Genomic DNA, 12,884 nt, shown 5'->3' with positions numbered 1-12,884 from the left:
TACATTCATTCCTTGTTCTCAATATATAAAGGTATCTAATGTTACTTTTTGAGTGTGTCTGGCAAGATTTAAGACCTTTACAGTTTTCTCTTCATTTGGCAAGCCAAAATTTCGATATAACGTATACTTTAAAAATGTAGGGTTAGCACCTGTGTTAGCATCCTTTTTCTGAATATTAATGAGCCAACCTCCACGGTCGCTATCTTCAATAAGAAATTCTTTCATATTGTAACCTTCTGCAATCTCTTCTTCAATCACGTCTTTACTGTCAAAATAATTGTGGCTCCAGGTGTAATATTTTTTGTCTGGACTTACAAACTGTACATCAAATTCAGACATCGGATTGGAATACTCAATTACGATACGAATATCTTTTTTAAAATTTAGTGATAGTAATTCATTCGGGATATCTTTATATACAATATTCCTTTTGTGATTGGCAATTAAGTGTCTGAATTCATCGACCACAATGGATTTTATAGGATTAAAATCTACATTAGGTATTGTATTTGAAATCATTTGTTTATACAGCGTTGCAGCAAGGTTATACTTGCCAATTTTGGTGTATAAAAGAGCTAAATCTCTATAGTTTTGAATATGATCTGGTTCTAATTCAAGTAACTTTTCTTGTACATAAGCGGCTTGCAAAAAATTCTCTTCTTCTTCCAAAATATAAATAATGGTCTTGAGTATTCTTGGGTTGCTGTTGGCTTGTTCGTACAAATCTCCTAAAATCATGTAGCGATAAGCATCGCCCCATCTAGAAAAATACCGTGCCACATCTATATAATAACCTAAGTTTCGAGTCTCTAGTTGCTGTCGTTGTTTGTTGTAAACGGCAAGGGCATCATTAACATCGTCGTAAGGCGTTAGTGCAGTAAGATATTCACTTGTTGCCACAGCTATATTTTCTGAAATTGGAAGTACCTCTTCAGCATAGTCATTACCTTGAACAAGTAAAGACGGTAGCGCTTTGTTGTTTTTTGAACCAGACCCAGAATTTGTTGTTGTAATTAACATAACCCCCCCAGCTCCTATTGAACCATACTTCACAGTTCCTGCAAGGCTTCGTAATACGGTAATATCTGTTACAAAATTCGGGTTAATTGTTGCTAGCACGTTTTGCTCTACAGGAATTCCATCTACAATCACTTGAATTGGCACTCTACTTGTAGATAACATTCCAGACATTCTATTTGTAAATACTACCGGATTGTTGAGTGGTCCAACCACATTTAAAAAGGGCATTTTTCTTGCTACTTGATACATATCCACATCGGCTACAGAAATAAAACGATGCATATCTGTGTCTGCAGAATATCCCATGGCATCAGACTTTCTTTTGCCCATACCCGTATCAATCTCTTCTGACTTTTTCTTTTCCTTTTCTTCAAGAATAACCGCTTCTAACACCTCAGCATTGTAATCTACTTGAATATTCATAAATGTATTTGGTTCTGGAATAGCCACCGTTTTCGTCTCCATTAAAAAGGCGGTAACTACCAACTCATCACTAGCTAAAGCAGGAAGACGAAAGACTCCATTTGGGCCAGTTTCACTTTCAATAAAGGTGTTTTTCACCGTTACCAATGCATTTGCAACCGGCTCGTTATTGGTTGTGGTAATCTTTCCTTCAATTAACAAGGGGCGCTCCTGAGCTTTCATCACCAGCGTAGTTAGCAAAATCAGAGTCAAAAATGTAGCTGCTTTTTTCATAATTCAAATGTGTCTAAGGTTGTGTTTTGCTATAATTAAATGAGTCTAGCGTTACTTTCTTAATCTGAGTATCTAGTTTTACCAATTTAATCTGTCGCTGTTCTTGAGGGGTTCCAAAATTTTTATATACTGTGTATTTTAAATAAGGCGGAATATTACTTGCATTTTCATCACCCGTATACCTAACGTTAATTAACCAATTGCCGGACTGCGCATCATCTATCACAAATTCTTCTGTGGTAGTTTCCTTTAATGCTTTTTTGGTAATATTATCATCAGAATTCCAATTATAAAATCGTTTTTCAGGGTTTACAAACTGAAACTCGAACGGTACGTTGGTATCGCTCCATGTGGCTGTCATTCTTACATCGATATTAAAATTGGTAACTAGCCAATCGTTTGGTAGCCTGTGGTAGTCAATTTTATGTTTGTACAAATTTATTAATCGTTGTAGCTCATTACTCAAAACTGAATGTAAAGGAGTAAAATCTACTCCAGGAACTCCATTCCCTAACATATTTAAATACAATTCTAATGATTTATCATACGCTCCTGTTTCCTGAAACATAAGTGCTAAGTCTCTATACGATTGGGGCTCATTTGGTGCCATTTCCAAAATTCTTGTATATACTTTTTGGGCCTGTAGAAACTCTCTTGCATGTTCATGTAAATAGGCCAAAATTCTCAATGCCTTCACATTATCATTTGCTACAAAGGCAAAATCATTTCTAACCTCGCGCGCTGCGCCAGCATCTAATTGATAGAAGTAAAGTGCCATCTCTACATAAAAATCTACTTTATCTTTATACCGTTTTCTAAGACTTCTGTACTTCTCTAATTTAATTTTAGTGCTCAACTTTGAATCCACATCAATTAAATAATCTGTAGCCACAGCATCAAAATTTAAAATAGGCACCTCTTCTGTATAAAAATTATTTTTTAATTGCTCATATCCTTTCTTTCGTAATCTTTGGTCAATTCTATCTTTATGCAACCTTGTGGTTACAATAATTCTGGACGGACATGGAAGTACTCTGCTATACGATTTGAAAATTGAGATATTTTCAACCAGGTGAACCGGTATGGATTCTACACGCATTTCAACACCATCTACAAAGACTCTAGCACAACCTCCTCCAACTGTAATATAGGTTTGCCCTTGTCGTGGACTATAATAAGACCGCGCACCATAAATACCATCTATGGCATCCCCAATAGTAAATGCATTTCTGTTAAACTGACTTTTATGAACAGACCTCACAGGCACCTCTCTTCCTTCTACCATATCTAACTGCAGGATAGAATCGAAGGCATATTCAGATCTTTTATACGATGCCTTTAAATTTACTTCGGCTAGTTGTTCAGCTTTTGGCACTGCCATGACTTGATACAAGGTTTTTGAAGCCACCGTAAGTGTTTTTGGATAATTCCCTAACGAATAGAACGTAAGTCTATCACCGGCTGTCGCGGGCACTTTAAAATATCCTTCGGCATCTGTATTAAACTCCTGTAAAGAACCCTCTTTAGCAATAATCGCGTAGGGCACCGGCATTTCGCCTTGTAAAAATTGCCCTGTTATATAAGATTCATTCGTTACAGAAGTCATAGTGTGCTCATTTTGCCGCAACTTTTTGTAACTACCCGATGTAAAATCAGCTAGACTTTCAAAATACAAATCACTAATTGTATTTAGACCACTGTTAATACTATGAACTGGGATATTTTGGTCTAATTGAAAAGTTCCAAACATCGGCTTATTTTCAGCAAAAAGTAGAATTTCGTCTGCAGGTTCAATTTCAAGCAAACTATAGTCTGAATATCCTTTATAAGATACATTTTCAATAAGCTGAATAAGAGTTGCTGTAGTTGCTTCAGAAATGCTGAATGACGTATTCGACACTATAGATTCATTAAAAATAACAACCCTAACTTCTGCTCCTGATTTAGTGGTAAGAAATTCTTTTAAAAATGTTATTTCACGCTCAGTATCTCGAGCCCTAGTCTTAGATGAAGCATCCCAAAACACGGTAATTTTCCCTAAAGCTTGTGGTAGATGTATGTTCTCTTCGGAAATTTTCTCAAGATAGATTTTGCCTCGTTTGTTCTGAAGTTTCCGAAGCACATCTACAGAACCTCTTAGGCTAATATATCCTTTTGCCGAAACTTCAAACGTGCTTGCCTCACTTAACACATGATGGTATTTTCGGTAGGTAAACTTTCCATCTTTGTTGGTTATCGCGCCAATTCCCTGATTGCTAATACCAAATTTAGCGTCTCCAATAGGCTGTTTGGTTTCACCGTCTAGAATGGTGCCCCGCAACAAGGTCTGACCAATACTTGACGCACCACTACTAATTATTAGTATTAAAATAAGGAAACGTACAACGAGATTCATAAGCTGAATTTCTATTTAGCCCTATGAAAATACATCAAAGCCCTTAACAAAACAACAAAAGCCTCCCGTGATTTATATATCTCGAGTGTTTTTTTACCGTATAAACTAAAAAAACCGAGCGTTGCAGTCTATATTGCAATCACTCGGTATTCTGTAATTAACTAACCGTTTCATTAGTCAAGAATTGGGGTAACAGTATAGCCAGCCTCTCTAAGTAAGTTTATAACGCCTTTTGCTCCTCCTAAATGCCCTGCTCCTACACCGTAAAATGCAGCTTTTTCTTTAGAGTATGTCCCAATTTTAGGAATCCAGTTCTGATTGCGAATATGTAACATTCTATCTAGTTGTTCTTGGTTATAAAATGTTCCCATATAATTATACAGCTCATCAATATCCTCATTTTTATAGTGTGAAATCATAGCATTAAACATTTCAAGCATACCTTCTTCCTTTAAAAGCTTTACAATGTCGTCTAATTGCTCATCGTAAGGCTGTTCATCAAATATATTCATCTGTTCTGCAACTGTTTCTAAACCTTTTATCTCCCTATTTTGCTCCTTTGTCAATCCAATTAGCGAAGCTTCATAACTGGCAACATCGTTACCTATAAATGCCATCATAACTGCGCTAGAAACCATAAGAGGCTTAAACGACTTAAACTGTGCGAGGCCTACGCCCATTTTTTCGGTTAGGTACTTGTCTATTATCGAGTATTCATCGGCATCCATAAATTCATTTATCGTTTTTCCGTCTTTTATCATGGCGTTATTTATCATTTCAGTTTGAAAAGTAGGATCATCCATGTCTAATTCTAAGACAGTAACTGAAGTGGTCTCAAAGGCGCTTTTTACTTTCTCCTTTATAATAAAATCACGCTTAGGAAGCATGTGAAATGTGCCAAAAATATACGAGGTTTTAATTCCGTTCCCTTCAATTTTCCAGAGTAAGCTTTTCTCATTCTCTTGTGCAAATGTTGTGCTTACAGCGAGAAGTGTTATAATAAGTGCGATGTAATTTCTAAGATTTTTCATAATGATATTGTGTTTTAAAGTAATTAGTGATTTGTTTAAAGCCATGATAAAACAACGGCTAGGGTTATTTCTATAATTGCGATCATAATAGTTAAATTAAAAAAGTAGTGAAACAGTTAGATAAATAGTGATACCGGCAATAATGCCTATACCAAACTTTATAAATTGAATTTTTGCAGTAGTGGTTTTACGTCTCATAGCTTATTGAATAATTCCGTTATTCACTTCTACTGTGCTAGACGTTTCATCTTGTTCGAAAACAAACTGAACAACGTCCATTTTTTCGTATCCTTCAACTTTCGTCAGTAACGAAGTATGAACTCGATTCATAGTTTCTGAAATCGTCATGGCTGCATTGCAATCCTTCAAAATGTAGGCTGCCTTTTGTGTGGTAATGCCGTCATCTTTACTAAACTGAAGTCCATAGGCCGCATGAGACACCTCTATTGCTTTACAGTCGCATTCCTCCTTTAGTGTTTTTACAATTGCTTCACTCGTGTTAGTATGCGATGTAATGCCTGTATACATTCCGAAGCAAAAAGGAATTGCGATAAGCAAACCAAAAAATGTTAGCGTGATTTTAATAATTCTTCTTGTAGTTTTGTTTTGTGTCATGATTGTATCTTTTAAATCCCGCTTGTTTCGGGGTTGTGAAATTTTGATACCACAAATCTGCAACACAGTACTCCTATAATAAAGAGAAGCCACCCCATTTTCAGAAAAATAGGGCGGCTAAAAAACGCGGTAGCTACTGTATTTATTGAGAACACATAAATATTCTGAAGTTTTTTAAAACCCAAGAACGTGCGTCCCGAAATTTATAAATTTAGGTCTAACTTCACCTTTTTAGGCAATATTCTTTATGTTCTTGATGTAAAATGACGGATTTAAACCCGTATCTTTTTTGAAGTATTTGGTAAAACTATCGGCACTTTTATAGCCTATTTCTTCGGCTATAGACTGTATGGAATACGATCTAAATAGCACATCATTTTTTATCCGTACAATAGCATAGTTAATACGCAAATCGTTAATGTAGGTATTAAAATTCTTCCCGTAATGCGAATTTATTACTTTAGACAAGTAAGAAGTATTGGTCCCTATTTTCTTGGCAACATTGTAAGAGTTACATTCCGTTTGCAGATAATATTCTTTTTCCTCTAGCTTTTTTAAGCCCTCAAGAATCTGATTTTTTATTTCTTCGGAAACATCCTGACCCGATTTTTCTTCTAATATTTCATCTTTGGTATCGATGATTTCCTCTGGCGATTGTGCTGCTTCAATTTTCGCAAGTAACGCTTCAAATTTTGCCTCATTCCTTTTTTTGTTGCGATAAAATTTCAGCAATAAAAACAGCAACACCAATATCACAAGAGAAGCTCCTAGCAAAATATACTGAATCTTACTCTGACCCTGCTCTTTAGCGGCTTTTAGTTCGTCAAATTCCTTTTTAAAAGCAGCACGCTCTTCTGCTAAAATTACCTGCTTTGCATTGTCTTCCAATTTTTTGTACTCTTCCTGACTATCCCAATATTTTTCGAAATAATGACTAGCCCTTTCAAAATCACCTGTATGTTTATAAGCCTCTGCCAAACGCTCATAATAGTCTTTCATAAAGCCTTCTTCTACTTCAGTAACTTGGTAAGAATCTAGACCTTGTTGTAAAATTCGAATCGCCTCGTTATAGTTCTCAGCTCCAACTTCTATTTTACCAAACGTATAGGCCCTATTCAACGCTACGATGTCATAATCGCTCGGACAAATATCATACGCCGTATTATATATATTTTTAGCGTCGTTAAAGCGTTTTTCTTCAAAAGCAATTTCACCCTCTAAGGTATAATGAAATGTAGCGTAACAAGAATCTAGTTCTTTGCTCACCAACTCTTTAGTGCTCATAGCAGAAATCTTGGCAGAATCTATCTGTTGTGCTAAAATATAACTCGCGCCCAAAAGATTGTACGACCTAATTAAGGCACTGTTTTGGTCTTTTTGGGTAAAAGAAGTGTCTATAGGTTTGTTTTTATAATAAGCTATGGTTTTCTTTCTTATGGCAACCGCTTTTTGCGTTTCACCACTTATATCCATGATGTTTGCAATCTTATTGAGTGCTATCTCTCTATATTCGTCATTCTTATACGTTTCTGCCAGCTCTAATAGTTGGTTGTAATACGCTAATTGTTCTTGCGCAGAGGTAACCACAACCTGAAGATCCCCAAGAAAGATTAAGGCCCGCATCTCTTCTTTGCGCAGGTCGTTTTCTCTTGCAAACGATAGCATTTGTAATGCCTGTGTGTTGGCGCTTTTGTAGTCTCTTCGCGCAATATAGTTCACTGCAATTGCTTCTAAACCCAAAAACTCTTTCTCGTTATTGTTTTCTTGTTGCGCCTTAAAAATATAGGCCTCTGCTACCCGTAATGACGTATCCGGATCTGAATACATGGTAGCATTTATGGAATCTCTAATAGCTTCAAAAGACAAAGCTGCTAATGACTCTTTAGTTTGTGAAGTTGCCGAAAATACGGTTGAAATGCTAAGTAGTGCTAAGAAAAAATAGTTCATGCCTATGTGTAGCTGAATTCGATATTATGTAACAATATTCAAAGATACTATTAAAAAAGTCGCGTCTGCGGATTCTTTAACTGAAGATAATGAGACCTATCTAATGGCGGTGTTTCTTTGTTCATAAGGTATTTTCGTTTCGCCAGTGCCATGGTCTCTTTAATCTGAATGGCAAAATTTCCTTCCCCGCGCATTCGTGTTCCGAAACGACTGTCGTTTAACGTACCTCCATGACAATCGGCTATCTGGTTTAAAATTCTATCTGCTTTGTTAGGTAGCGCCTTGTGAACCCAATCACTGAAAATTTCAGCAATTTTTCCATTTAGCCGAACCACCGTATACGCCACATCTATAGCTCCTAATTCTGAAACTTTCTTTACCAACGGCAATATTTCATGACTGTTTAGCGATGGAATTATAGGAGCCATCATCACTCGCACCGGAATATTATTTTCTGAAAGTACCTGAACCACTTTGAGTCGCTGCTTAATACTCGCAGTTCTTGGCTCTAGTAGCAGGCGTGTCTTTTCAGATAGCGAAGTGATAGAAATATTCACCGAAATACAATGAATCGCCGCGAGTTCTTTTAGTATGTCCAAATCGCGTAAAATCAAGCTGTTTTTTGTAATGATGCCGGTGGGGTGCTTCCACTTTCGCATCACCTCAAGACAATTTCTGGTAATTTCAAGCTTGCGTTCTAATGGCTGATAGCAATCTGTATTGCCTGAAAAAACAATGGTATCTCCTTCCCAATTGCGACCAATAATCTTCTTTTCCAATAAGGTAGGTGCATTTTTTTTGAAAAGTATCGTTCTTTCAAAATCCAACCCAGCTCCATATCCCCAATATTCATGGCTATTTCTAGCGTAGCAATACACACAGCCATGTTCACACCCTTGGTACGGATTGGCAGAAAAACCCATCCCAACGTCTGGACTATCTACCTTATTCACTAGCGTTTTAGGAAATACCTCGAGATATTTTGTCTTGTTTTTATCGACCTGTTCTCCTTCAGCGGCGCAGAAATTTAAAAAATCGTCCCTAAGCTCATGGCTAAATTCAAAAAACCTATTGTGTACACGCTTTTGCGCACCACGACCTTTTAGGTGTTCTGGAGATTTCGACATAAAACTTTGAAGTAAAAGAGAACCTCAAAGTTAGTCGATATTAGGAATTATTCTTAATTAAATTGGATTTATTCCACTATATAGATAATTTTAATATCTGTTTCTTGCTGCCTCTTCTACCTTGAAAGAGTACTTGGTTGCCTTCGTCATTTAAGAAACCACGTCCTACAGAAAACGGCACATCGCTGTCTTTATCGTCTATTATTTTCTTGTATTCAAAATTACCCGCTTCATCAATAGTAATTACGTACAAATTAGAACGCTTGGCACTTGTTCCTTTAAATTGTAATCTATCTGCACGAATACGCCGTACTTTATCTGCACAATTCACAAACATATATACTTTATCATTGGCGTAGGTAGATGTATACGAAAGGTATGGCGACGGGTAGCTCGCGACTTGCTTTTTATTAATATTACGTGCCCATATTAACGCTCCACTTGTAGAAATTTTAGCGCTAATAATATCTCGATAGTTATATCTATATGTTGTTGTAGAAGCACCATTAGGCATTGTGTTTGTAATTACGGTAACAAAGTATTCTTCAGCATTTATAACAATTTCTCCAGTACCTGTAATTAAAATATCTCTAAACGAAATATTACGTAGCTCTTTGTCTTTATCCTTCCCATACTTGTCTAGTATAAATTGATCTGTAAATGGTGAATATTTAGCCGCAGCTACTTTCATGCTTTGCGGATTGATATCAAAAAATGCAAACCCTTTATAACGAAAATCATTTCTTTCAGAATAGAAGCCTACGCAAACTACTTTTCCGTCATTTACGATTGTAGTTAGCGAACCAATAAAATTTTCACCTGTATCAAAAACCACAGAGCCTTTGGTAGAACCATTTATTTTGTACAATTCAAATTGATACTTACCCCCATCTCTTTTCTTTTTTTTCTCTCGGGTATACGCTTTTCCTAATAAATATATTGTTCCATCACTTTCGTCAATATCAACGTTTTCTAGCTGAAATTTCCTATCCTTGATATCGCGTACAAACTCTGTTTGATACACTTTGTTAAGTGCATTATCGAACATAAAAATTCGATGTGTCTCTTTATCATTGTCAATAATATCTAACGTAATTGCAACATAATCCTGATTAGGAGATACGGTTACTTCACCCAGACGGTCTCCATCTATTTTTGAACCAAACCAACCCCATTCCTTTCTACTGGCTTCGGTTTTTGGCACACTAAAAAGCAATTCTCTTTTAAAAGTAAACTTTCCTATAGGACTCTTATGCACATAGTAATCTAGGGTTTTATCGTCTTTATTATTGTAAAACTCAATTAATACCAACTCATTGTTACTAATAAAAGCGCTCTCAAAAGCACCTCTTCTTTTCTTGTCTTCATAGTCAAAACTGCCAACTAATTTCATAGAAGCGTCATAGTGTTCTATATAATACCCCTTTTTATACCGACGTCCTAAAATAACACCTCCCATATTATCTTTTGTAGAAAATGCCAAGCTGGTTCTCTTTTTCTTGTCCTTAAAAACCTCGCTTGTTTTAATATCTACTGCTATTTCTGCTTCCCCGTCTTGCGCATAACTAGTAAGTGTAAACAGAGCAACGAGCAAAATAATAAGTGTGTTTTTCATAAATTAATTTTATTTAATGTTATAGGAGTAAAAGGATTGTAGAATAAATAAGCAGTGCACAAAAATTTTAAACAAAAGATTTTTGTGTGTAGATTGATTTTGTGAGATGCTTCTTAATTCCCAGGGAACGCTGCTTTACGCTTCTCTAAGAATGCCTGAGTACCTTCGTGAAAATCTGCCGTCCCGAAGCATTTGCCAAATTGAGTAATTTCTGCATCAAAACCATTTTCGCCGTCTTCGTAGCCCGCGTTAACCGCATCTATGGCTGAAGCAATAGCTACAGAAGAGTTTCTAGCAATTTTTGAGGCAAGCTTTTCTGCCAGCGGCAATAATTCTTCTAAGGTAGTAACATGATTTACCAACCCGTATTGCAATGCCTGATTGGCATCTATCATTCCGGCGGTCATAATAAGTTCCATGGCGCGTCCTTTTCCTACCAGTTGTGGTAAGCGTTGTGTACCTCCATAACCTGGAATAACCCCTAACGAAACTTCCGGTAGCCCCATTTTAGCATTATCACTAGCCACTCTAAAATGCGCCGCCATCGCCAATTCTAATCCGCCACCAAGTGCAAAACCATTTATTGCCGCAATTACTGGTGTAGATAAATGCGCTACAAAATCGAATAGTAACGCCTGTCCCTCGGCGGCTAATTTTTCGCCTTGAGAAACCGAGAAATCTGCAAATTCACTGATATCTGCTCCAGCCACAAACGCTTTTTCACCGCTTCCAGTGACCAAGATTACCTTAGTATTTTTATCATCATCGGCTACCTTAAAGGCTTGGTGCAATTCTTTTATGGTCGCTCTGTTAAGCGCATTGAGTTTTGAAGGTCTGTTTATGGTAATTGTTGTGACGTTATTTTCAAACGAACTTAGAATGTTTTCGTAGGACATATTTTGGGTTTTTAAGAAGATCTAGTGTCTAACAAAGGTATTAAAAACAAGCCACAACAGCTACAACTTAAGCCTGCAATGGAAACCGAATTTTAAAAGTCGTTCCTTTGTTTTCTTCTGTAACAAACGAAATTTCTCCTTTGTAGGTTTCTACTATATTTTTCACCATAGCAAGACCTAAGCCCATTCCGCTGCTTTTAGTTGTAAATTTTGGTTCAAATACTTTCTCCTTGTTTTCTTCGGAAATTCCCACGCCATTATCGCTTACAGTGATATACACAGATCCATTTTCGGCAAACACATTTACCTCAACCAAGGGGGTTGCTGGCTGTATTTGCGCTATAGCGTGAAGACTATTCTTCACTAAATTTGTTATAACCCGTATGAGCTGGGTTCTATCTAATTTGGCTATAATTTCTTTTTCCTTCGCAAAGAAGTATATGTGGTTTTCATTAAAAATGTCTAAGGCAAGCTTGGTGATTTTCACCACATTTAAAGTTTCGTTTTGCTGCGCAGGCATATCTGCATAGCTACTAAAAGCTGAAGCAATGCTGCTCATGGTATCAATTTGCTGAATGAGTGTGTTACTATATTCATCAATTTTTAAATGAATGTTGGGGTCTTCTGGATTGAATTTCCGCTGAAAACTCTGTACCGTAAGTCGCATTGGGGTTAACGGATTCTTAATCTCGTGTGCTACTTGCTTTGCCATTTCGCGCCAAGCAGCTTCTCGTTCACTGGCAGCAAGTTGAGCCGCACTGTTCTCTAACTCATCTATCATGCTATTATACGCCTTTACCAGATTAGAAATTTCTTCGGTAGAGCCTTCAATTTCAATACGCTTGTTACGCTTGTTTAGCCGCGTTTCAGTAATTTTTTCACTTACTGTATTCAAGGATCGCGTAATGTATTTAGACAAAAGATACGCCAACGCAATAGCAATTAACAGCATAAAGCAATAGGCAAACCCCAAGCGCATTAAGTTTTCCCTAAGCTCTTTATTAATGAAATCGTCATCTTCAATATACGGGAGGTTTAAAATAGCCAACGGCTTAAACGAAATGTCGGTGATATAGGTGAAAGCCGATTGATAACCTTGTCCGTTTTCATTAAACTGAACAACATATTGCTTCTCTGGCGACTGCCGAAGCGCTTGCATGGCATCTTCCGAAATTTTTTGATGTTTCGGGTCCTTTACAATTCTAGCTTCCGACGACACCAAAAGATTTCCTTCTAAGTCGTAGAAGAAAATATCCAGATTATGAATTTTCTTTATCTGATGAATATTCTCCTTAAAGATTAAAGGAATTTTATCTGTCTCTAACGGGTAGGTAGTTTCTTCAAGCACATAATTAATGTGCTTCTTTATGTTTGCCTCTTTACGCTCCAGACGATCTCTGTGGTAGTCTTTCGCCTCTTCCCGATACTGATAAATAGTTACCACAGCAATGAGCACACTCGCCAAAAGAATGAGCAAAATCATGGAGAAAAAGATGCGGTTTCGTAAAGAGCTTTTGTAAAAGGTCAAAGAATCTAAATTTT

At 36.8% G+C, this 12,884-nt stretch carries 9 protein-coding genes; all 9 read right to left on the bottom strand.

Features of this window, described 5'->3' with window-relative positions; all coding sequences use genetic code 11:
* Nucleotides 1–18: 18 nt before the first annotated feature.
* On the bottom strand, nt 19–1,716 hold the full coding sequence (locus G5B37_RS10640) for a tetratricopeptide repeat protein (RefSeq protein WP_164680014.1): 1,698 nt from the start codon (nt 1,714–1,716) through the stop codon (nt 19–21).
* Between the two features lie 13 nt (nt 1,717–1,729).
* Nucleotides 1,730–4,111, bottom strand: coding sequence for a hypothetical protein (locus tag G5B37_RS10635; protein ID WP_164680013.1), 2,382 nt, complete (start codon nt 4,109–4,111; stop codon nt 1,730–1,732).
* A gap of 173 nt (nt 4,112–4,284) precedes the next feature.
* Nucleotides 4,285–5,142 carry a TraB/GumN family protein gene (locus G5B37_RS10630; RefSeq protein ID WP_164680012.1) on the bottom strand — a complete coding sequence of 286 codons (858 nt, stop codon included), beginning with the start codon at nt 5,140–5,142 and terminating at the stop codon, nt 4,285–4,287.
* A gap of 201 nt (nt 5,143–5,343) precedes the next feature.
* Entirely contained in the window at nt 5,344–5,757 is a 414-nt protein-coding gene (locus tag G5B37_RS10625; RefSeq protein ID WP_164680011.1) for a hypothetical protein, read from the bottom strand.
* Nucleotides 5,758–5,988: 231 nt separating this feature from the next.
* Nucleotides 5,989–7,704 carry a helix-turn-helix domain-containing protein gene (locus tag G5B37_RS10620; protein ID WP_164680010.1) on the bottom strand — a complete coding sequence of 572 codons (1,716 nt, stop codon included), beginning with the start codon at nt 7,702–7,704 and terminating at the stop codon, nt 5,989–5,991.
* Between the two features lie 50 nt (nt 7,705–7,754).
* Complete coding sequence (locus G5B37_RS10615) at nt 7,755–8,831, bottom strand: PA0069 family radical SAM protein (protein ID WP_164680009.1); 1,077 nt, start codon at nt 8,829–8,831, stop codon at nt 7,755–7,757.
* Nucleotides 8,832–8,907: 76 nt separating this feature from the next.
* Complete coding sequence (locus tag G5B37_RS10610) at nt 8,908–10,446, bottom strand: hypothetical protein (RefSeq protein WP_164680008.1); 1,539 nt, start codon at nt 10,444–10,446, stop codon at nt 8,908–8,910.
* A gap of 113 nt (nt 10,447–10,559) precedes the next feature.
* Complete coding sequence (locus G5B37_RS10605; protein ID WP_164680007.1) at nt 10,560–11,342, bottom strand: enoyl-CoA hydratase/isomerase family protein; 783 nt, start codon at nt 11,340–11,342, stop codon at nt 10,560–10,562.
* Nucleotides 11,343–11,409: 67 nt separating this feature from the next.
* Nucleotides 11,410–12,825, bottom strand: a complete 1,416-nt coding sequence (locus G5B37_RS10600) for a sensor histidine kinase (protein ID WP_164680006.1) — start codon at nt 12,823–12,825, stop codon at nt 11,410–11,412.
* Nucleotides 12,826–12,884 lie beyond the last annotated feature (59 nt).

The organism is Rasiella rasia (assembly GCF_011044175.1).
Taxonomy (GTDB): domain Bacteria; phylum Bacteroidota; class Bacteroidia; order Flavobacteriales; family Flavobacteriaceae; genus Marinirhabdus; species Marinirhabdus rasia.
This window is presented reverse-complemented; position numbering and strand designations above follow the sequence as displayed.